This window comes from Actinomycetota bacterium, assembly GCA_019347575.1.
Taxonomy (GTDB): domain Bacteria; phylum Actinomycetota; class Nitriliruptoria; order Nitriliruptorales; family Nitriliruptoraceae; genus JAHWKY01.
The window spans coordinates 36790-58438 of sequence record JAHWKY010000005.1; the positions used below are offsets into that span (position 1 = coordinate 36790).

A 21649-nucleotide genomic window follows, 5' to 3' on the forward strand; every position below is an offset into this window, starting at 1 on the left:
GCCACGGGAGGACACCATGCTGAACCGCTTCCGCCGTCCCATCGTCGACCTCGTCGGTGCCGGGCTGATGGTCGTGGGCCTGCTGTTCGTGCTGGCCGGCTACCTCGGGGTCCGTGACCAGCAGTCGGTCGTCGAGCAGATCCCCTACCTCGCCAGCGGTGGCATCGGTGGGTTGGCCTTCCTGGCCGCTGGCGCATCGCTGTTGCACCTGACGCGTCAGGCGCGGATCGAGGAGCACATCGAGGAGCTCGCGATCCGGCAGGAGGCGATGGAGGAGGCGCTCGAGCACTTCATCCTCGCCGTCAGCGAGTCCACCGACCTGCAGGTCCCGCTCGACGAGCTGCTCGACCGCCGCCGCCGCGACCGCAACGGTCACGTCAGGGAGCAGATGCCCCAACTGCGGTCGTCCGCCGTGGCCAGCGACGAGGACGCGTGAAGGTGCGCCGCGCCGGTCTGCTGATCGCCGCCGCCGTGGTCGGCGTGGCGGGACTGCTGCCCGTGGCAGGCACCGCCCAGACCCCCAAGCTGGCCAGCGGTGTGGCGACGGCGAGCGGTGTCTACGCGCGCTACGCCGACCAGGAGACCTTCTTCCCTGGCGCGACGACCCCGCCTCCCGACGGCAACTCCATCTTCGCATCGGCGGGTGTGGACCGCACCGGCATCGCGGTTGCGACGGCCGCGATGTCCTACAGCGGGTACATGGAGCTGCTCGGAGCGATCAACGGTGTCGCCCCGCCGGGCTTCCCCGCGTTGCCTGCCGACACGATCGCTGACAGCGTCCGTGCTCGGGTCGAGGGCGTGCCGCCGAAGGAGCAGGACGCGTCCGTGGCCGCACAGGAGGGCATCGAAGGTGGCCGGGCGACCGCTCGCCTCGAGGAGGGGCCGATCGCGTCGGCTGTCGCCGTGGGCACAGGCGTCGCCGGCCTGCCCGACGTGTCGTTCGACCAGGGTCGCGGCCGAGCTGACGTCGCGGACAGCGGCACCGCGGCGACGAGCGAGTCGCTGGTGGAGCTCCGCGATGTGGCCATCGGCGGCGCGCTCCACATCGACTCGGTGGTGCTGACGGGAAGCGCGTCCGCCGACGGTGCCCACGGTCAGGCCGACGGGTCGGTCGTGGTCGACCGCGCCACCGTGGGCGAGACGCCCGTCCTCATCGACGAGACCGGGATCCACGCCGCTGGACAGGACGCCCCACTCGGGGCCGACCCCGTGTCTGGCGCGCTCGCCGCGGCGGGGATCACCTTCCTGGGGGCGGGGACGGTGACGGAGGAGCCAGGACCCGAGCGTTCGGTCGTCGAGGCGCAGGGTCCCGCGTTCCGCGTCACCTCGCCCGATGGACACACGGTCGACTACGTCCTCGGCAAGCTGCAGGCCGTCTCCACCTACGTCGCGGCCGAGACCGGTCCGCAGCCGGCGCCACCGCCAGTGCTCACCGAGCCCGGACCGTCCCCGACCGCCGGACCGGCGGTCGTCACGCCGACGGTCCCACCACCGGCTCGCGGCACGGCGCGGACGCCGACGACTTCCGGCGTGGCGGCTCCGCCCGCGACGCCCGAGGTCGCGCCTGACGCGAGCGCGCCGCGGTCACCGACCGGTCAGGCGCTCGCGTGGGACATCGAACCGCTGATCCTGTCCCGCGCGGCAGCCGACGACGAGCCAGCGCGCGTGGACACGCTGTACCTGATCCTGCTGATGGCCGCGGTCCCGCTCGTCCTCGTTGGCGTCGTGCGACCCTGGCGTGGCTGGCGCTCGGGAGCGGGCTGATGCTGCAGCTCGCGGTCAGCGGGCTTCCGCTCGGAGGGATGTACGCCCTCGCGGCGCTCGGCATCGTGCTGATCTACCGCACCACCGGGACGCTGACGCTCGCTCAGGGCGGCATCGCCACCGCGGCCGCGTTCACGTTCGACGCGCTGTGGACCGACGTGGGCCTGCCGTTCCCGATCGCGGCGCTCGGGGCGCTTGCGGTCGCGGCGATCATCGGCTGGGTCCTCGAGCGGATCATGCGGGTCATCGGGCAGGGCCAGGTTCTGGCCCAGGTGATCGCCACGTTGGGTGTCTCGGGGATCCTGCTCTACGTGGTCGGGCAGCTCTTCGGGGCGGAGACGCGCTTCGTGGACTCGTTCTTCCCCGCGGGAACGGTCACGGTCGTCGGTGTCGCCCTGAACTGGACCCAGATCGCGGTCATCGTCATCGCTGGCCTGCTCGCGGGTGCGCTGGCGCTCGGACTCGCGCGCACGCGCCTCGGCACCGCGGCGCGTGCCGTCAGCCAGAACCGGCTGGCCGCCCAGCTCGCCGGGATCGACGTGGTACGCGTCGAGACCGCCTCGTGGGTCACCGGCTCGCTGCTCGCCGGCGTCGCCGGGATCCTGCTCGCTCCGCTGCTCTTCCTCGACACCGTCCAGCTCGCGCTGTTCTTCGTCGTCAAGCCGTTCGCGGCAGCCGTCGTCGGGGGACTCACCGGTCTCGGGCTGGCGTTCGCGGGTGGGGTCACGCTCGGCGTCATCGAGGGCATCGTCAGCCAGTACAGCGTCATCCCCGGGATCACCGAGACGGTTCCGTTCGTCATGATCATCGTCGCGCTGCTGGTGCGCCAACGCATCTCGGCGGACACGACCAAGCCCCTGGTCCGCGAGCCCACGGTCCGTCCCGGCAGCGGTTCGCTGTGGCCGGGGTTCGCGCTGCTCGCGGTCGCACTGGTAGCCGTGCCGTTGCTGGGGGCCGCTGACGTGACGACCCTCAAAACCGCGGCCATCTTCGCGCTGGTGGCCCTGTCCCTCGTCGTCCTCACCGGGTGGGTGGGACAGGTCTCGCTGGCGCAGATGGCACTCGTCGGGATCGGCGGGTTCGTGGCGGCGGCTCTCGCGACCCGGATCGGTCTGCCGTTCCCCGTGGTGGTCGTCGCCGCACCGCTCCTGGTCGTGCCGTTCGCGCTGGCGATCGGCATCCCGGCGCTGCGGTTCCGAGGCCTGCTGCTCGCAGTCGTGACGCTCGCGTTCGGTTCGCTCGCGTTCTACAGCCTGTTCCAGTGGGACGCCTTCACGGGCGGGACGGATGGCCGGCGGCTCCCGCCGCCGGAGGCGTTCGGCATCGAACTCGGCGTCGGCGACCGCTACGCGTACCTCGTGATCGTGGTAACAGCCGTCGTCTTCCTGGCGGTCCGCAACCTGGCCCGGTACCGCATCGGCGGGGCGTTGCTCAGCATCCGCGAGTCCGAGGACGGCGCCGCGTCGCTCGCGATCGGCGTGATGTCGCGCAAGCTGCTGGCGTTCGCGCTGTCCGGTGCGATCGCGGGTCTGGCAGGTGTGCTGCTCGCCTACGACGTGCAGACGGTGTCGTTCGAGCAGTACAGCCCGTTCGCGTCGTTCAGCGTGTTCGCGCTCGCCGTCTTCGCGGGGATCGAGTCGCTCGCGGGCGCACTCCTGGCGGGAGTGCTGTTCGCTGCCGCCCCGGTGCTGCTGGAGTTCCTACCGCTGCAGGTGGACGACCAGATCGTCTCGTCCGTGGGGGTCGTGCTCACGCTGATGCTGCTGCCGGGTGGCTTGGTCCAGCTCGGGCGCAGGCTGCGGACGTCCGCGCTCCGACCGGCACTCGCACAGGTCGCGGGGCTGCTGAGGTGGTCGAGGTGATCAGCCCGCCGCTGCTCGACGCACGTGACGTGACCGTCCGGTACGGGGGGGTCACCGCGGTCGACCGCGCGAGCGTCCAGGTCGACGGCGGGGAGATCGTCGCGTTGATCGGGCCCAACGGCGCCGGCAAGACCTCGATGTTCAACGCGCTGACCGGTGTCGTCCGTCCGGCATCGGGCACCATCCGGCTGGGCGGGCTGCGCGTCGACGACTACGCGCCGCACGAGCGCGCCCGACTCGGCATGGGACGCACGTTCCAGCACGCCGAGCTGTTCCAGCGCTTCAGCCTGCGCGAGAACCTTGTGCTGGCGCACTACGGGGCAGGCCGCAGCGGTCTGATCGCCGGCCTCCTTGGCTTCGCTACCGCCCGCCGCGATCGTGTCGTGGCCGAGCAACGCGCCGAGGAGTTGCTCGTCGCCACCGACCTGCTCGAGCACGCCCAGACGCCGTGCGCCGACCTGCCCTACGGCCTCCAGCGCATCGCCACGGTCGCGCGCGCCCTCGTCGTCCCCCCACGGATCCTGCTGCTCGACGAGCCGAGCGCCGGCCTGGGCCCGTCGGAGTCGGAAGAGCTCGCGGCGACCATCACCCGGATCCGCGACCTGCTCCACATCCCGGTGCTGCTGATCGAGCACAACATGGAGCTGGTCATGGGCGTCGCCGACTACGTGTACGTGCTCGACTTCGGGGTCCCGCTCGCGGAGGGGCGCCCCGATGAGGTCCAGAACGACCCGACGGTGATCCGCGCCTACCTCGGGGCAGACGACGAGGCGGAGGATGACGCCCTTGTCGGCTGACGCGGTCACCGAGGTCCTCCCCGAGGCCCCGATGCTGTCGGTGCGCGGGCTGTCGGTGAGCTACGGGCGCACGCGAGCGGTCGTGGACCTCGACCTCGACATCGCCCCGGGCGAGACCGTCGCGCTGCTGGGCGCCAACGGCGCGGGGAAGTCGTCGACCCTGCTGGCGCTGTCCGGTGTCGTGCCGTCGAGCGGGGAGGTCGTCTTCGACGGCGATCGCATCGACGGCCGCCACCCCCACGAGATCGTGCGTGCCGGCGTGATCCAGGTTCCCGAGCAGCGCGCCGTCTTCCCCGACCTGACCGTCGCCGAGAACCTCGAGATCGGCGGCTTCGCCCACCCCGCGGGTGCCGACCTCGGGGCCGACCTGGCCATGGTCCACGAGGCGCTGCCACGGCTGAAGGATCTGGCACGGCAGCGTGCCGGCACGCTGTCCGGCGGCGAGCAGCAGATGCTCGTCCTCGCCAAGGCGCTCGTCGGTGGTCCACGACTGCTGATGATCGACGAGCTGTCCCTCGGGCTCGCGCCGATCGTCGTTCGTGACCTGTACCGGGTCCTGAGCCAGATCCGTGAGCGTGGCGTGTCGATCCTGCTGGTCGAGCAGTTCGTTCCCCTCGCCCTGCGGCTGGCCGATCGGGCGCTCGTGCTGCAGAAGGGTGAGGTCGTCTTCAGCGGCACGGCTGCGGAACTTCGGTCGCGACGTGACATCCTTGAGGTCAGCTACCTCGGGGAGCGGACGTGACCGACGCACGAGGCATCATCGGCTACGGCGTCCACCTGCCGATCCACCGGCTCGATCGCGGCGACATCGGACGCGCGCTGGGCCGCCCCGTCGGGCACGGCAGCCGTACGGTCGCATCGTTCGACGAGGACGCGGTCACGATGGCGACGACCGCCGGCCTGCGCGCGCTGTCCGCCATCCCCGGCATCGCCGTCGATCGGTTGTTGTTCGCGACGACCTCGCCGCCACTCGCCGACCGCACGAACGCCACCGATATCCACGCGGCACTCGGGCTCGACGAGAGCGCTGCGGCGTTCGACCTGGTCGGCTCCGTCCGCTCCGGTGTCGCTGCGGTGCGCGCTGCCCTCGACGCCGACGGCACCGTAGTGGTGACCACGGGTGACGTCCGCACCGGGCGCCCGCAGAGCGCGGACGAGGCCGAGGGCGGCGACGCCGCGGCTGCTCTCGTCATCGGCAGCGGTGAGGGCGTGGTCGCGGAGCTGCTCGCGGACGCGACCGTGACCGTCCCGGTCCGCTACCGCTGGCGCCGGCCGGGCGAGTCCACGGCCTCGACGTGGGAGGAGCGCTTCGGAGAGCACGCGCTCGTCGAACCCACGGTCCGTGCGATCGCGGCGGCGCTCAAGCAGGCCCAGCTCGAACTCGCCGGTGTCGACCACCTCATCGTCACCGGTACGCACGCCCGGGCGGCACGCCGTGTGGCTTCGGCCGTCGGAGCCGACGACGCGCTGGTGGACGACCTATCGGCGTCGGTCGGCAACGCCGGCACCGCCCACCCGTGGCTGCTGCTGGGGAACGTGCTGGATCGGGCCGAGCCCGGCGCGGTGGTGGCGCTCGTGACCGTCACCGAGGGCGCCGACGTGCAGATCTGGCGCGCCACTCCAGCGTTGGCAGACGGGCGCGCCGCCCCGACCGTGGCCGCTCAGCTCGTACGTGGTCGGCCGGTCGACTACCTCACCTACCTCACCTGGCGCGGGTTCCTCGCCCGCCAGCCGCCCCGACGCCCCGACCCGGTCCCACCGGCGCCACCGCCGAGCCTGCGCCACGCTGACTGGAAGTTCGGGTTCGTCGCGGGGCGCTGCTCCTCGTGCGGCGAGCGCAACGTGCCTCCTCAGGAGGTGTGCTTCGCCTGCGGGGCGGTCGGCGCGATGACCGACGAGCGTCTCGCGAGCGAACGTGGCACGATCACAACGTTCTCGATCGACCGCCTGGCGTACTCGCTGCACCCGCCGGTCGTGACGGCGGTCGTCGACCTCGACGGAGGTGGGCGCACCGACCTCGAGATCACCGATGCGGTCCCGGAGGACATCGCGGTCGGCGACCGGGTGTCGTTCGCGTTCCGCATCAAGCACCAGGCCGACGGTGTGCCCAACTACTTCTGGAAGGCGATCCCCGAGCGGGAGGCAGACTGATGGCGAGCAACGGCATCCGCGACCGCGTGGCCATCGTCGGGATGGGCTGCACGCCGTTCGGTGAGCACTGGGATCGCGACCCGGGCGACCTGCTCGTCGAGGCGTCGCAGGCGGCGTTCGCGTCGGCGGGCGTGACCCGCGACGACGTCGATGCGTACTGGGTCGGCACCCTCGGTTCGGGCGAGAGCGGCCTCACCCTCAGCCAGCCGCTCAAGATCGCGAACAAGCCGGTCACGCGGGTCGAGAACTACTGCGCCACCGGCTCGGAGTCGCTGCGGATGGCCTGCTACGCGGTGGCCTCGGGGGCCTACGACGTCGCGATGGCCACGGGGGTCGAGAAGCTCAAGGACTCCGGCTTCTCGGGGCTGACGATGTCGCCACGTCCGTCCGACGGCACCGCGACCGAGACCACCGCGCCTGCGGGGTTCAGCCGCATCGTCCCCGCCTACGCGGCCAAGTACGGCGTCGATCCCGACGAGCTGAAGGATGCCATCACCCACATCGCCTGGAAGAACCACCGCAACGGCAGCCTCAACCCGCTGGCTCACTTCCGGCGCGAGGTGAGCAAGGACGCCATCGCGTGCTCACCGCTGGTCGCCGGGGCGCTGGGGATCATGGACTGCTCCGGGGTGAGCGACGGCGCCGCCGCGGCCATCGTCGTCCACGCCGAGGACGCCGAGCGCTACACCGACCGCCCGATCTACGTCAAGGGACTCGCGCTCGCAGCGGGTAGCGGGACCGGCGCGATGGACCGCAGCTACGACCACACGACCTTCCCCGAGGTCGTGGCCTCCGCCGCCGACGCCTACCAGCAGGCAGGCCTCGACGATCCTCGCGCTGACCTCATGCTCGCCGAGGTCCACGATTGCTTCACCCCCACCGAGATGGTCCTGATGGAGGACCTGGGCTTCGCCGAACGCGGGCACGCCTGGAAGGAGGTGCTCGCCGGCACCTTCGACCTCGACGGCGTGCTGCCGGTCAACCCCGACGGTGGCCTCAAGAGCTTCGGCCACCCCATCGGTGCGTCCGGTCTGCGGATGCTGTACGAGTGCTGGCTGCAGCTGCGCGGTGAGGCCGGGGAGCGGCAGATCAGCAACGGGCGCACGATGGCGCTGACCCAGAACCTCGGCGGTGGCCCCGGACACGCGGTGTCGTTCGTCTCGGTCGTGGGCAGCCAGCCGAGCGCGTGACCGCGCCGACGACGCCGACGATCGATCCCGCACGGGCCGTCGGGGCCGAGCTGACGGCGCCCGACGGTTCCTGGACCGACCGCGACGTCATGCTCTACCACCTCGCGGTCGGTGCTGGCGCGGACCCGCTCGACCGGCAGGAGCTGTCGCTGACCTACGAGCGCGACCTGCGCGTGCTCCCCACCTTCGGGGTCATCGCGGGCAGCATCCCGCTCGAGCAGGTCCTCGCCGTCGAGGGCCTCGACTTCGATCCCCGGATGCTGCTGCACGGGGAGCAGGAACTCGAGGTCCACGCCGCACTCCCCGTGGCCGCGACCGTGCGCACGCGCGGTTCGATCGCTGGCATCTACGACAAGGGCCGCGACGCGGTGGTAGTCATCGAGTCGACCACCTCCGACGCCGAGGATCGACCGCTCGTGACCAACCGGTACACGCTGTTCCTCCGCGGTGCGGGCGGCTTCGGGGGCGAGTCGTCCGCCCCGCCGGCCCCCGATGCCCCCGACCGGCTGGCGGACCTCGTCGTCGAGACACCGACGCTGCCCCAACAGGCGCTGCTGTACCGGCTCTGCGGCGACCGCAACCCGCTGCACATCGACCCGGAGGTCGCCCGCGCTGCCGGGTTCGAGCGGCCCATCCTGCACGGGCTGTGTACGTACGGGATGGTCCTCCGATCGGTGGTCGGGGCGGCGCTCGACGGCGACTCGGACGCGGTGCGTTCCTACCGCGCACGCTTCTCAGGCGTCGTCTTCCCCGGTGAGACCCTCGTGACCGAGGTGTGGCGTGAGGGCGCGGTGCTGCACCTGCGGGCCAGCACGGTGGAACGCGGGGCGCCGGTCCTCACCCGCGCCGCGATCGAGGTGCACTGACCTCCCTCGCGCGCCCTCGCAGCGACGATCACGCGGTCGGCAGCATCGACGCCCGGTCCTTCATCCGAGGTGTCCGGCCCTGTTTACGATATCGTTGACATATCTGTACACTGAGGTCGTGGCTACCACGAAGATGCTTCGCGTGTCGGCGCGCACCCACGAGGGGTTCAAGCGCGAGGCCGAACGCCGCGGCGAGACCATCGACAGTGTCGCGGCAGCCGCACTGCGGGCGTTGCGCCAGAAGGAGATGGGGCGGCAGTTGGCCGAGCCGCTGCGTGAGGACGAGCAGGCCTGGCTCGATGCTGACCTCGGGTGAAGTCCTCGCGGCCGACCTCGGCGAGCCGGTCGGACGCGAGGCCGGCTTCCCCCGCCCGGTCGTGGTCGTCACCGCCCAGGTGGTGCTGGCCCAGGGCCCGAACGTCGTCCACATCGTCCCGGTGACCTCCACCCGCCGCGGGTTCCGGTCCGAGGTCGATCTCGACCCCGACGACGACAACGGGCTGGGCGAACCGTCAACCGCCCAGTGCCAGCACCTGCGAGCCGTGTCGGTCGATCGGCTCGGGGAGTCACTCGGCTACGTCGGACCAGCCGCACTGCTGCAGATCCGCGAGACGATCGCCGACCTCCTCGACCTCTAGTCGAACTCGAGTTCGACGTCGAGCGGCTGTGGGTCGAGCCCGTCGATGCAGCCCTGTGCCGCCCCGCGCCGGAGACGAACTCGGGCGGGCCGTCCGAGGTGTCGATCGAGATCGGTACCGACACCGCGCGGTCGTCAGGGCCGAGCGGAACCTCGCTCTGGTCCGGCGAGATGAGCCGCTTCATGACGTCCCCCCGACCGCTCCCCCTCGAAGGCAGGGTCCATCTCGATGCACGAAGTCCACGACTGGCGCGAAGCTCAGCGGCTCTACGGTTGCGTACGCGAAACGTAGACTCACCTGTTCCCGTACGTCCCCTCCTTCGGGGCGGATAACGAACGTCACGGTATCTGCGTCGGGATCGATGTAGCTCCCGTCTAAGCTGACGTTCCCCGCGAAGGCAGTGAAGCTGTCCCCGGCCACCGAACGGTTGAGGTCGACCTCGAAATAGTCGCCGTCGATGTGTCCCGAGACGGTCGTGCGCATGGCCGCCGTCTCCGTCGCCGGAATATTCACTAACGTCACCACCGCCGCGAACGCGCCGGGAAATTCGCTCAGGCTCCCCGTCAACCCCACTACGTCGTAGCCGGATAGCTCGAGGGGCGACGGGACACTCCCGGCGTGATGGACATCCCCTGTGGGATCGGCGATGCTGAAACTCTCAGCCGACAGACATGGAGCTGGGGCCCGTCCACTCCCTCGCCCGAGTGCAAGGCTCAGGGCGCCGACGGCATCGACCAGACCGTGACCGGCATCGAACGAGGTGGTGTGATCGGCGTTGCCGGCTCGGTTCCCGTCGGGGTCTTCATACACGTCGGGCTCGAAGTGCTCCGTGGGGAGAAACTGGTAGGCGGAGTCTTCGAGGATGTCCTCGACCGCGCCGGGCGTAAGGTCCTCGTCGGCCTGGGCCAACTGGGCGACCAGGCCCGACACGTAGGGAGCCGCGCCCGAGGTCCCATCGACGAACGCGTACGCCCCATCGGCGGCGCGGCCGGTGCAGATATCCGTCTGGGGAGGACAGGCGACCAGGAGGTCGACCCCCGGCGCGGCGATATCCGGATAGGTGGAGGGATCACCCTTGAGTCCCCGAGAGCTGAAGTCGGCCACCCGGAGATCACGATCGCCGGCGTTGCCGTCGTCATAGGCTCCCACGCCGAGGACCCCCGGGGCGGGGTTCTGGGCGAGGAAGCTGGTCCGGCTGCTGCTGCCATCCCCCCCGTCGTTCCCGGCGGCGAACACGGCCACGACCCCTTCTTCCACCAGCGCGGTGGTCACGCGGCTGAAGGGATCGTCGGGGTCGAACCGCGGATCAGCGGTCAGATCTGCGGCCGGGCCGTAGGAGTTGTTGACCACCGCGATGGGCGTGCACGATCCGTCGCCGCAGGGGTCCTCATGGTTCTCCAGCACCCAGTTGAGCGCGCTCACCGCGTTGGAGTAGTAGGCATGGACCCCGATCGACAGACCCACGAGCCGCGCTTCGGGAGCAACGCCGCTCACTTCTGCCCCGCTCGGCGTCGTGCGTGGATAGCCGGCCGCCACCGCGGCCACGATCGTTCCGTGATCGGGTTCGCCGTCGCGCACCCCGGGCGGCACCGGTACCCAGACATCGCAGCCGGGGATGGGCTCGGAGTGCGTGCCGGTCGCCCAGTGGACATCGTCGGGCGGCAAGGGGCAGCCCTGGCGCAGGTGGAGGTCGAACTTCGACTCCCCGTCCTTCATGAACTGTTCGTGCGTGGGGTCGAACCCGCCGTCGATCACCGCGATCGAGACCCCTGATCCGTCGTACGGCAAGCCCTTGCCGTGGTGGTGGCGGCGAAGTGGCTCCAGCTCCGGATAGGCGTCGCTGTCGCGCAGCGCCGCGATCCCTGTCGCCCGGTGGGCGCTCGAGTCCAGGAACTGAAGGGGTAGGTTCGGATCGACACGTATCACTCCAGGCTCGGCATGAACCGCCACCACCGCGTGGGGCGGCCCGACGGCTGCGACGACGGACAGTCGCTCGAACACCTCCACGGGAGCAAGCCCGATCGCCTCGACCGCCGCGCGGGTGGTGGCCGTGCTGTTGCCGGACACCAGCACCAGCAGAGGCTCGTCCGTCGATGCCGAGTCAAGCTGCGCGGCCAGTGCCGGGTGCAGTGGAATCGCCGCCCGCGGCTCATCACCCGCGGCCGCCTGGGCTCCCAGGAGGAGGAGAACTGCCGTTAGGAAGGAGATCCCCCGCTTCACGATCTGCCTTTCGCATCCGCCCTTGGGAAGGCGATCCCTGCCCCACCCTCACGACCGATCCGAATCTCCAACCTCCGCCACCTGGTTGATGTTTCGAGGGACCCAGCGATCAGGTTGCGAGGATCCGTGGGGTTGATCACGATCGCCGGCTCGTTCTCAACGCGCAGCGACCTGCGTTGGATGGGCATCCGTGTCTCCTTCCGCCCGCGTCCCATGGAGACGGTCCCAAGGAGGGCGACGAACCGGCCGTCCTCCCTCGGAGACACCATGGCCTGGACGGGCCCCGCGGAACATCCGTAGGCCTACGGATTCCCCGCGGAGCGCCCCCGGGTGGCCATCGATGACGGCACCGGCACGGCTCCCACATCTCGGTAGCGCTACCGATGATTCCGACGCCTCCTGCGTGCCATCGTGTCCACACGCGAACGAGAGAGGGGATGTCCCCATGAGGTACAGGACCCGACACCGACAGGTGTGGCTGGTGACGACCGCCTTCGTCGCCGCGACCCTGGCCGCCGCCCCAGGCGGGGCGGGAGCGGCCGGCGCGACGCAACCGGCGGGTGAGGACTACGTCGTCACGATGGGAGCGGTCGATCCGGCGTTGGGGCCGGAGGCGGTCGCGGATCCGGAAGCCCCCACGGAGGCCAGCCGCACCGACCGGTTCGAGTTCCTGGCCTTCTACCCCGACGAGCTGCGCATCCACCGTGGCGACACGGTTCGCTTCCGTCGCGACGGGTTCCACACCGTCGAGTTCGCACGGAGCGAGGACGAGGTCCACCGCTTCCTCCGGCGCGACGAACTCGTGGGTGTGACCGCCACGCAGAGTTCGGTGCCGTCTGACCCCTCGTGCGTCGGGGCGGACGACAAGCCCTCGGCACCGATCGCTCAGCCGTGCGTCATCAGCGGGACGAACCCGACGTTCCAGAGCGGCTGGCGGTCCGCACGCCTGACCTTCGACCTTCCCCCCGGGACCTACCAGTACTTCTGCCAGATACACGACGGGATGGCCGGGACCATCCAGATCGTGGACGACGACGAGGACATCCCCACTCCTGCCGAGATCGAAGCAGACCGCGTCGAGACCGTCCATGCCGACACGATCGACGGTGCCGCGGTCATCGAGGCGGGCCAGACGCCGAAGGTGGAGGTCGTGGGCGAGAACCGCGTCTGGACCGTCAAGGTCGGGGACTTCACGGCGGACGGGCGCGTGGCGGTGCTGCGCTTCCTGCCTTCGAGCCTGACGATCGAGCCGGATGACGAGGTCGTGTTCGAGGTCCCCGACTCCCCCAGTGGGCACGAGATCCACACCGCATCGTTCCCCGCCGACGCGTACCCGTTGGGGTTCCTGACCTACCTCCACCCCACGTGCGATCCCGACGAGCTGGACGGTGGAGCTCCGAACGTGCCGCTCCAGTGGCAGGCCCTGATCGTGGGCTGCCCTGCCCCGGCGACCCTCGAGTTCCAGGTCCAACCGTGGGCCTGGCAACTGCCCGCCCGGGCCCCGGGGGACGTGGTCGCGACGCCGGTGACCGTCCACGACAGCGGGTTCATGGTCCCCCCCGGAACTCCCTGCCGCAGCGCGTGCGACCCCTGGACGGGGCAACGGCGGCCGTCGAGCAGCCGTGCCGGGTTCCCCGGGGCCGGCACCTTCGCCTACGTGTGCAACGTCCACCCGGAGTGGGGCATGACCGGCTCGGTCACGGTCGAAGGGTGAGTGAGGTGATCATCGAGTTCGACGCAGCGCAGCCGCCGGCGGGGCGTGTCATCACCCCCGTCGGCGAACTGTCGTTCGAGGGTTGGCTGTCGCTGCTCAGCCTGCTCGAGCACGTCGCCTCCGAGCTGGGACCCGACCAGACCGCGGGTTGAGTCGGCTGTACGTGCCACCGACTCACCCAACGAGCCGCGGGGCCAGCGACGACGGGCGCGGCCTAGGATGTGACACGACTCGTCGAGGTGGATGAGGGTGCAGCGGCCGCGCACGTTGGTGGGACGCGACGAGGTGATCGGGCGCATCCGTCGACGTCTCGACCGTGTGCTGGGCGTGACCGGCCAGGCCATCGTGATCGAGGGTCCGGCCGGGATCGGCAAGACCGCAGTGGCCGATCGCCTCATCGATGCTGCCGCCGAGCGAGGGTTCGCGGTCCAGCGCGGGACGGCACGGCAGCTCGAGACCGACCTGCCGTTCGCGCCCCTGGCGGAGGCGCTCGCACTCGATCCCCGTAGCGATGACGAGCGAAGGGCCCGGCTCGGCCAGCTGCTGCGCGGCGATGGTGGCGCGGGTCTTGGGGGGCATCAGCGTCGCTGGCGGATCATCGACGACATCGTCGACCTGCTCGACAAGCGAGCACGCGACGCGGCCCTGCTGCTGCTGATCGAGGACGTTCACTGGGCCGACGTGGATACCGCCACCGTGCTCGCGCGGGTGGCGCGCTCGCTGGATGATCTGCCCATCGCCCTGATCGTTACGTCCCGCCCCGAACCCCGCCCCGACCACATCGGCGCGCTGCTGAGCGTCTTCGACGCCGTCGGGGCGCTCGATGTCAAGCTCGGGCCGCTCACGCCGACGGAGGTCGCCGAGCTGACCGCGACCGTCGTCGGGGCGCCTCCCACGGCGACCCTTGCTGCGATCCTCGACCGCGCCGGCGGCAACCCGCTGTACGTGCTCGAGCTGCTGGAAGCGCTCGACGACGAAGGGGCCTTGGAGTCGACCCCAAGCGGCACCGATGCGCGCGCGACCACGCTGCCGCCGTCGCTGCGGCTCACCGTGATCCGCCGCATCGGGTTCCTGCCCGAGGCGACCGTCGCGGTGCTGCGCGCCGCATCGGTGCTGGGCGAGTCGGCGCGGCTCGACCGGCTCGCTGCCTTGACGAGGCGAACGACCACCGAACTGGCGGAGGTGCTCGCACCCGCGTACCGCAGCGGCCTCCTGGATAGCGGCCCGGACGCCGTCACGTTCCGGCACGCGCTGATCCGTGACGCGCTGTACGAGGATCTGCCCGGGCCGGCCCGGGTCGCGATGCACGCCGATGCCGCCCAGGTCCTACTCGATGCGGCAGCGCTTCCGGGCGAGATCGCGACCCACCTGGCCCACGCGCTCGCCCCTGGTGACGTGGCGACCGCCATCCGGCTGCTCGACGCCGCCGACGAGTTGCTCGAGACCAACCCGGACGTCGCCGAGGACCACGCCCAGCGGGTCCTCGACGCGTTGCCCACCGCGCACCCAGCACGTCTGCGGGCGCGCATCCTGTTGGCCCAGGCGGCGGCGCGTACCGGGCGGCCCGCCGAGGCCGAGGCGCTGGCACACGAGCTCGACAACGACGGTCTGGACGTCACCGCACGGCTGGAGCTGTGGCGCGCGGTGATCCTCGCGCGGCACATGCGTGGCGAGGCGTCGATCGCGGCACTGGACGCCTACGAGCAGGTCGTCCGCGAGGCGGCGTTGCCGGCGGCCAGGCGCAGCGGCCACCTGGCGCTGCTCGCGTTCGCGCTGCGGTGGGAGCAGCCCGCCCGGGCCGACAAGCTCGCCGGTGAGGCACTGGCACCCAACCCCGACCCGACCACCCAGATCCTGGCCCTGACCGCCCGCTTCCCCCCGGCGCTGATGCACGGGGCCATCGAGGAGGCCTACGGGATGACGGCGCGGGCGGTCGAGCTGGTCCGCACGGCAGGGCTGGAGATCTCGTGGGTCGGCGTCGAGGCGCTGGCCGCCTTCGCCTTCCTGCGCTCGAACGACCCCGCCGACGACCACGAACACCCGGGGGTCACCGCTCTCACCGAGGCGCTAGTGGCTGCTGAGGCGCACGGCCTGGCCTACGCGGTCGCGACGCTGCACGATGAGCTCGCCCGGACCTACTGGTTCCAGGGTGACTTCGACGCCGCCGTCGCGAGCGCGGAGACCGCGCTCCGTGCGGTCGCCGACACCGGCTACGGCGAGAACAGCGTCGGCGGACGATCGATCCGGGCCGGCATCGCACTGACGCGGGGCGACTACGACACAGCCGCGATCCACCGCGACGCCGTCCCGGAAGCAGCCATCTCGTATTGGCGTGGGTGGCCGTTGCTGGAGGCCGCGGATCGCCTGCGTCGCGGCGACGTCGAGCGAGCCTGGGAGCTGGTACGTCCGGCGTTGCGCTGGATGGAGGAGGACGATCCGATCGCTTACATGTCCCTGATCTGGTCGTTGCCGGTCGTCGAAGCCGCGCTCGCGGTGGGCGAGACCGCGACCGCGGCCGCCTGGGCCGACTACGTCGAGCGGTGGGCAGCCATCGGCGGGGAGCACCCCATCACGGCCGTGGCAGCAGCTACCCGTGCGGCGGTCGAGCGCACCCCCGCGAGGGCCAGGGCCGCCATCGCCGCGGCCCGCGCTTCGGCCGTGTACCCCTTCCGCCTCTCGGGCTACCACCTGGCCGGCGCGATCCTCGCCGAGAACGACGTGACCGGCGAGGCCGTCGCCATCCTCCGCGAGGGCCGTGACCTCGCCGCAGCGGCCAACGCCACCGTCATCGTCGCCTGGTACGACGCGCTGCTGCGGGACCTGGGGGTACGGCGGGGCGCGGTCGGAGATCGCGGCCGGCCCGACACCGGCTGGGAGGCGCTGACCGAGGCGGAGCTGCGGGTGGTCGAGCTGGTCGCGCACGATCTCACCTACCGCGAGATCGGCGAGCGGCTGTTCATCTCCCGACGGACCGTCGAGACCCACGTTGCCAACGCCCGCCGCAAGCTCGACTGCGCCAACCGCGCCGAGCTCGCCCGCGCCCACCTGGACCGCCGCACCTGACGCGGGATCGTTGGGCGCTCGGGGCGTCGATGATGACCGGTGACCTAGGAGGCCTGTGCGCAACTGTGGCGCACGTCTGGACGGCCCAGATCGTCCAGCCGCACACCACGTTACGCACAGCCCTCCTAGTCGAACTCGAGCTCGACGTCGAGGGGCTGCGGGTCGAGCCCGTCGATGCAGCCCTGTTGCGCCCCGAGCGCGGCGAGCCCACCCAGGTCCCCCGCTCCCCATTCGACCGGCCCGAAGGTGACCTGCTCGAACATCAGCTCACGCGGATCCGCGACGTGGTCGAGGCCGACGAGGTGACCCAGCTCGTGCAGGATCGCGGCTCCCCACGAGGCGTGGCGGTCGTCGAAACCTGGAGCTAGCGGCCGTTCCGCGTTGAAGACGACCTGGCCGGAGACGAACTCGGGCGGGCCGTCGGAGGTGTCGATCGAGATCGGTACCGACACCGCGCGGTCGTCAGAGCCGAGCGGAACCTCGCTCTGGTCCGGCGAGGTCCAGGCGACGAGCACGGGAGCCCAGCGATCGCCGTAGCGGTCGGGCTGGTAGATGGCGCGGTCGCGGCTGGGGACCTCGTCGACCTCGCCCTCGTAGGTGAAGGTGAGTCCGGTGACCTCCGCGATGCGTTCGAACCCCTGCTCCAGGTCGTCTACCGCGCCGTCGGGCGCCCCGCCGTCGGACAGCACCCAGGCGATCGGCTCGCACGGGTCCCACCGCGCCGGGATCCCGTCCTGGTCCACGACCCAGAACTCGAACGTGCCTCCCGAGGAGCTCGCGGCGGGTGCGGAGACGTCGGGCGCCCGCTGCTCGCGGATGACGACGGTGACCGCCACGATCACGAGGACGATGCCGAGCGCCCCGATCGCGGCGGCGATCCACGCGCCCGATGACCCGGACCGGTCCGGGGTGGGGGCGGGGTCGCTCATCGAGCGGTCACGAGCGTCATCGGCGGAACGGTACCGGGCGTGCACTACCGTCCCGCGCCGACAGGAGGCGTCTTGGCGGTCGACCGCGAGGTGCACTGGCACGAGCTCGATGACGGGGCGCGGCTGCCGTGGCTCGAGTTCGGTCCCCGAGACGGGGTGGCACTCGTCGCGATGCCGGGCCTCACCGACGGGCTGGCCCCGATCTCGGAGTCAGCCGCCGCGCTGTCGGTGCTGCAGCCCCCAACGGACTTCCGCGCCTACCGCGTCATCGCGCTGTCGTTCCGACACCCGATCCGTCACGGTGCCTCGACCCGCGACCTGGCCGGCGACCTGTCGGCGTTCCTCGAGGCCGAGGTCGGCCGGCCCGCGATCGTCTCGGGGCACTCGATGGGCGGGATGGTCGCCCAGCACGTCGCGGCCGACCGACCCGACCTGGTCGCGGGGCTGATCCTGTCCGCCACCGCGGCCTACGCCGACGAAGCGCTCGAGCGCGGCCTGCAGCGGTGGGAAGCGCTGCTGCGTGCCGGCGACTGGCGCGGCTTCTTCCGCGACGCCGTCGACACGTCATACACGGGAGGGGCGCGGTTGCGACGGAGGCTGATGCAGCGGCTCACCCCCGCCCCCGCGGTGCCCGAGCTGCTCGAGCGCCACCTCGCCCTGTCGGCAGCGGCTCGCGCTCACGATGCGCGCCCCAGCCTCGCCCGCGTCCACGCCCCCGCGATCGTCATGGCCGGCGAGCACGATCCGCTCGTGCGGGCGCAGCGGTCGCGCGAGCTCGCGGAGATGCTGCCGGCGGCGGAGTTCCGGCTGTTCTCAGGGCTGGCCCACGGGTTCCCCGAGCAGGCACGCGAGCGCTATAGCGACCAGGTCGTCGCGTTCGTCAAGCGGGTCGCGTTGTAGGGTCCCACGCCGGCAGCGAGGAGGGTCGTGGGTCGGGAACGGTCGTGGTGGGGCTGGGGGTACGAGGACGAGCACCTGACGGGTGAGGCTCTCGAGGGCCTGGGCGCCGAGGTCGCTCGTCGCCTCGACACCGAGGTCGCCGTCCGCGCCCCTGCCGACATCGGTGATCTCGATCTGCCATCCTCGCGCGTCAACGTCCCCGACGCGCTGGCGGCGATCGCCGACGCGACCCCACGGGGCCGAGCCGTCCACGCCCACGGCAACAGCTTCCGCGACGTCGTCGGTGCGTTCGAGGGGACGCTCGAGCACTACCCCGATGTCGTCGTCCGTCCGCGCACCGCCGAGGAGGTCGTCGCCACGCTCGAATGGTGCTCGGAGGCGCAGATCGCGTGCGTCCCCTTCGGAGGCGGCACGTCGGTGGTCGGCGGGGTGACGCCGACCGGAGACCTCGACGCGGTCGTCTCGCTCGACCTCGGGGCGCTGGACCGCGTCGTCGAGGTGGACACGGTGTCGCGGGCAGCACGCATCCAGGCCGGGGCACTCGGGCCCGTCATCGAGAACCAGCTGCGGCCGCACGACCTCACGCTGCGGCACTTCCCCCAATCGTGGGAGTTCTCCACCCTCGGTGGCTGGCTGGCGACGCGGGCCGGCGGCCACTTCGCAACGCTCGCGACACACATCGACGACCTGGTCGAGTCCATCACCGCCATCACACCATCGGGCGAGTGGGTGTCGCGCCGTCTGCCCGGATCCGGCGCCGGCCCGTCGCCCGACCGCCTGCTGCTAGGCAGCGAGGGCACCCTGGGTGTCATCACCGAGGCGTGGATGCGGGTGCAGCCCCGTCCGACGTTCCGGTCGCAGGCGAGCGTGCAGTTCCCCGACTTCGCCTCCGGCGCCGACGCCGTCCGTGACCTCGCGCAGTCGGGGCTGTACCCCGCCAACTGCCGGCTCCTCGACCCCACGGAGGCGGCCCTGTCCGGCGCCGGTGACGGAGCGGTGGCGGTGCTGGTCCTGGGCTTCGAGTCGGACGACCACCCGCTGCACGCCTGGATCGACCGTGCCGTCGAGCTGTGTCGCGATCGCGGCGGGACGGTCTCGGGCGAGGTCCGCCACCGCGAGGGTGACACCACCGGCACGAGCGAAGGGAGCGCGGGATCCTGGCGCGGGACCTTCCTTCGCGCCCCGTACCTCCGTGACGCGCTGGTCGCGCTCGGTGTGGTCGTCGAGACCGTCGAGACCGCGATCACCTGGGATCGCTTCCACCGCTTCGTCGCCGAGGTGGACGACGCGGTCCGTCGAGCCGCCACCGAGGTGTGCGGCGCCGCCGTGATCTCGTGCCGCCTCACCCACGCCTACCCCGACGGCGCCGCGCCCTACTTCACGGTCATCGCCCCGGGCGAGAGCGGGGCCCGCGTGGCCCAGTGGGACACCATCAAGGAGGCGGCGTCCGAGGCGATCCTCGCCCAGGGCGGCACCATCACCCACCACCACGCCGTCGGCCGCGACCACGTCCCCTGGTACGTCCGTCAGCGCCCCGACCCCTTCGGCGCGGCTCTGGCCGCGGCGAAACGCGCGGTCGATCCCGCCGCGATCCTCAACCCTGGCGTCCTGGGTCTGTGAGGGGATCGCGACCTGGAGCCCTACGCTCCGCGGTATGAGTGGATCACTGGTGTTCGTCTCGGGTGCCTCGCGCGGCATCGGCCTCGCCCTCGCCCGGACCGTGCCGTGGGCGGGTGCACACGTCATCGATCTGAGCCGGCACGGGCCCGGCGAGGACGCCCCTTCGGTCGAGCACGTGCCATGTGACCTCGCCGACCCGGCCTCCTGGCGTGACGTCGCGCGGCTGTTCCGCGAACGCATCGGAGCGTTCGAGGGCGACCGCGTCGTCTTCGTGCACTGCGCGGGCACGCTGACGCCGATCGGCTTCGCCGGCGAGATCGACGGTGACGCCTACACCACCAACGTCGTGCTCAACAGCGCCGCCCCGCAGGTGCTCGGTCACCGCTTCCTCGGGGCGCTGCGCGACCGACCCGAGCTCACGTCACACCTGTGGCTCATCAGCTCCGGAGCTGCCTCGAGCGTCTACGAGGGCTGGTCGTCCTACGGTGCCGGCAAGGCGGCGGTCGAGCACTGGGTACGGGCCGTGGGCAAGGAGCAACAACGGCGGGGCGGCTGTCAGGTGCTCGCGGTCGCACCCGGGGTCGTCGCCACGGCCATGCAGGAGCAGATCAGAGCGACCGACGAGCGCGACTTCCCGACCAAGGACAAGTTCGTACAGCTCCACGAACAGCAGCAGCTGCGGGACCCGGAAGTGGTCGCCGAGCAGCTGTGGTCGCTCGCCGCCCGCTCCGACCTCGCGAGTGGCAGCGTGATCGACCTGCGCGACCTGGCTCCCGCGGACCAGCCGGACGCGTGATGGGACCACTCGCCGGCACGACCGTCCTCGAGTTCGCCGCGATCGGCCCCGCGCCGTTCGGCGTCATGCTGCTGGCGGACCTCGGCGCCGACATCATCCGGATCGACCGGGTCGCGGCCGCCAAGGGCAGCGCCGGCGTCGAGGCGACCATGCGTGGGCTCTCGCGCGGACGGCGCTCCATCGGGCTCGATATCAAGTCCGAGGAAGGCGTCGAGGTTGCCCTGCGTCTCGCCGCGTCCGCCGACGTCCTGGTCGAGGGATGGCGGCCGGGCGTGGCCGAGCGTCTCGGCGTCGGCCCGGATGCGTGCCTCGCGCGCAACCCGGGGCTGGTCTACGCACGCATGACCGGCTGGGGCCAGGACGGACCGTTGGCGCAGGCCGCTGGCCACGACATCGACTATGCGGCGGTCGCTGGTGCCCTGTACCCGATCGGCCGCGCTGGCAGCCCGCCACCCCCGCCGCTGAACTTCCTCTCCGACTTCGCCGGGGGAGGTTGCTACCTCGTCATCGGGATCCTCGCCGCGCTCGTCCACCGCGACCGCACCGGCGAGGGCCAGGTCGTCGACGCGGCCATGATCGACGGGACCGCATCGCTGACCACCTTCTTCCACGGACTGCGCCAGATGGGTGCGTGGCGCGACGAGCGGGAGGCGAACCTGCTCGATGGTGGTGCCCCCTACTACGACAGCTACGCGTGCGCCGATGGCCGGTACCTCGCCGTCGGTGCCATCGAACCGCAGTTCTACGCCGCGTTGCTCGACGGTCTGGGCCTCGATCCCAGGGATCATCCTCAAGGCGATCCGGCGAGGTGGCCCGAGCAGAAGCAGGTCTTCGCGGAGGTCATCGCGTCGAAGACGCAGGCGGAGTGGGTCGCGGTCTTCGAGGGGACCGATGCGTGTGTCGCGCCCATCCTGCCGTTGCACGAGGCTCCCGATCACCCGCACAACGTCGCGCGCGAGGTGTTCGTGGAGGTCGGTGGGGCGGTCCAGCCCGCTCCGGCGCCCCGCCTGAGCGCGACCCCGCTCGAGATCCCCGATCCGGTGCCCGACTACGGCCAGCACACCGACGAGGTACTGGCGGAGATGGGCTACGACGCGGACACCATCACCGCACTCCGCGCGGACGATGTCGTGGCGTGA

Annotated in this window: 19 protein-coding genes; 17 read left to right on the forward strand and 2 right to left on the reverse strand. The window is 71.4% G+C overall.

The genetic code is table 11. The annotated features are described in order from the left end of the window. The first annotated feature begins 16 nt into the window (after nt 1-16). The 10 genes from KY469_04370 to KY469_04415 all read left to right on the forward strand — a co-directional run bounded on the left by KY469_04370 (nt 17) and on the right by KY469_04415 (nt 9268). The gene (locus KY469_04370; protein MBW3662315.1) at nt 17-436 is read left to right on the forward strand and encodes a hypothetical protein; all 420 of its coding nucleotides are present in this window, start codon (nt 17-19) and stop codon (nt 434-436) included. Then, entirely contained in the window at nt 433-1764 is a 1332-nt protein-coding gene (locus tag KY469_04375) for a hypothetical protein (protein ID MBW3662316.1), read from the forward strand. The genes KY469_04370 and KY469_04375 overlap by 4 nt, the downstream gene beginning before the upstream one ends. Beyond that, complete coding sequence (locus KY469_04380) at nt 1764-3626, forward strand: ABC transporter permease (GenBank protein MBW3662317.1); 1863 nt, start codon at nt 1764-1766, stop codon at nt 3624-3626. The genes KY469_04375 and KY469_04380 overlap by 1 nt, the downstream gene beginning before the upstream one ends. Beyond that, nucleotides 3623-4423 (forward strand): ABC transporter ATP-binding protein, encoded by an 801-nt coding sequence (locus tag KY469_04385; GenBank protein ID MBW3662318.1) that lies wholly within the window; start codon nt 3623-3625, stop codon nt 4421-4423. Before KY469_04380 ends, KY469_04385 begins: the two co-directional genes overlap by 4 nt. A gap of 31 nt (nt 4424-4454) precedes the next feature. Then, nucleotides 4455-5165 (forward strand): ABC transporter ATP-binding protein, encoded by a 711-nt coding sequence (locus KY469_04390; protein ID MBW3662319.1) that lies wholly within the window; start codon nt 4455-4457, stop codon nt 5163-5165. After that, complete coding sequence (locus KY469_04395) at nt 5162-6574, forward strand: OB-fold domain-containing protein (protein ID MBW3662320.1); 1413 nt, start codon at nt 5162-5164, stop codon at nt 6572-6574. Before KY469_04390 ends, KY469_04395 begins: the two co-directional genes overlap by 4 nt. Continuing rightward, complete coding sequence (locus KY469_04400; protein MBW3662321.1) at nt 6574-7764, forward strand: acetyl-CoA acetyltransferase; 1191 nt, start codon at nt 6574-6576, stop codon at nt 7762-7764. Before KY469_04395 ends, KY469_04400 begins: the two co-directional genes overlap by 1 nt. Nucleotides 7765-7784: 20 nt before the next feature. Continuing rightward, on the forward strand, nt 7785-8630 hold the full coding sequence (locus tag KY469_04405; GenBank protein ID MBW3662322.1) for a MaoC family dehydratase N-terminal domain-containing protein: 846 nt from the start codon (nt 7785-7787) through the stop codon (nt 8628-8630). A gap of 118 nt (nt 8631-8748) precedes the next feature. Beyond that, the gene (locus KY469_04410; protein ID MBW3662323.1) at nt 8749-8946 is read left to right on the forward strand and encodes a hypothetical protein; all 198 of its coding nucleotides are present in this window, start codon (nt 8749-8751) and stop codon (nt 8944-8946) included. Further along, nucleotides 8930-9268: a type II toxin-antitoxin system PemK/MazF family toxin gene (locus KY469_04415; GenBank protein ID MBW3662324.1), complete on the forward strand. Its 339-nt coding sequence runs from the start codon at nt 8930-8932 to the stop codon at nt 9266-9268. Before KY469_04410 ends, KY469_04415 begins: the two co-directional genes overlap by 17 nt. 180 nt (nt 9269-9448) lie before the next feature. Here the strand turns inward: KY469_04415 and KY469_04420 are convergent, their stop codons facing one another. Continuing rightward, a complete protein-coding gene (locus KY469_04420; protein ID MBW3662325.1) occupies nt 9449-11488 on the reverse strand; it encodes a S8 family serine peptidase in 2040 nt (679 codons plus the stop codon). A 481-nt stretch (nt 11489-11969) separates the two neighbouring features. On the opposite strand from KY469_04420, the gene KY469_04425 reads away from it, so the two are divergent. From KY469_04425 to KY469_04435, 3 genes are all read left to right on the forward strand, one after another. Then, a complete protein-coding gene (locus KY469_04425; protein ID MBW3662326.1) occupies nt 11970-13202 on the forward strand; it encodes a hypothetical protein in 1233 nt (410 codons plus the stop codon). After that, the gene (locus KY469_04430) at nt 13199-13354 is read left to right on the forward strand and encodes a hypothetical protein (protein MBW3662327.1); all 156 of its coding nucleotides are present in this window, start codon (nt 13199-13201) and stop codon (nt 13352-13354) included. Before KY469_04425 ends, KY469_04430 begins: the two co-directional genes overlap by 4 nt. A 97-nt stretch (nt 13355-13451) precedes the next feature. Beyond that, nucleotides 13452-16265 (forward strand): AAA family ATPase, encoded by a 2814-nt coding sequence (locus tag KY469_04435; protein MBW3662328.1) that lies wholly within the window; start codon nt 13452-13454, stop codon nt 16263-16265. 125 nt (nt 16266-16390) lie between these two features. Here the strand turns inward: KY469_04435 and KY469_04440 are convergent, their stop codons facing one another. Beyond that, nucleotides 16391-17194: a hypothetical protein gene (locus KY469_04440; protein MBW3662329.1), complete on the reverse strand. Its 804-nt coding sequence runs from the start codon at nt 17192-17194 to the stop codon at nt 16391-16393. Nucleotides 17195-17266: 72 nt separating this feature from the next. Between KY469_04440 and KY469_04445 the strand changes: the two genes are divergently transcribed. The 4 genes from KY469_04445 to KY469_04460 are packed head-to-tail and all read left to right on the forward strand — an operon-like array spanning nt 17267 to nt 21649. Then, nucleotides 17267-18094, forward strand: a complete 828-nt coding sequence (locus KY469_04445; GenBank protein MBW3662330.1) for an alpha/beta hydrolase — start codon at nt 17267-17269, stop codon at nt 18092-18094. A 27-nt stretch (nt 18095-18121) separates the two neighbouring features. Next, nucleotides 18122-19714, forward strand: coding sequence for an FAD-binding oxidoreductase (locus KY469_04450; protein ID MBW3662331.1), 1593 nt, complete (start codon nt 18122-18124; stop codon nt 19712-19714). A gap of 49 nt (nt 19715-19763) precedes the next feature. After that, nucleotides 19764-20510, forward strand: coding sequence for an SDR family NAD(P)-dependent oxidoreductase (locus tag KY469_04455; GenBank protein ID MBW3662332.1), 747 nt, complete (start codon nt 19764-19766; stop codon nt 20508-20510). Continuing rightward, complete coding sequence (locus tag KY469_04460; protein ID MBW3662333.1) at nt 20510-21649, forward strand: CoA transferase; 1140 nt, start codon at nt 20510-20512, stop codon at nt 21647-21649. The genes KY469_04455 and KY469_04460 overlap by 1 nt, the downstream gene beginning before the upstream one ends.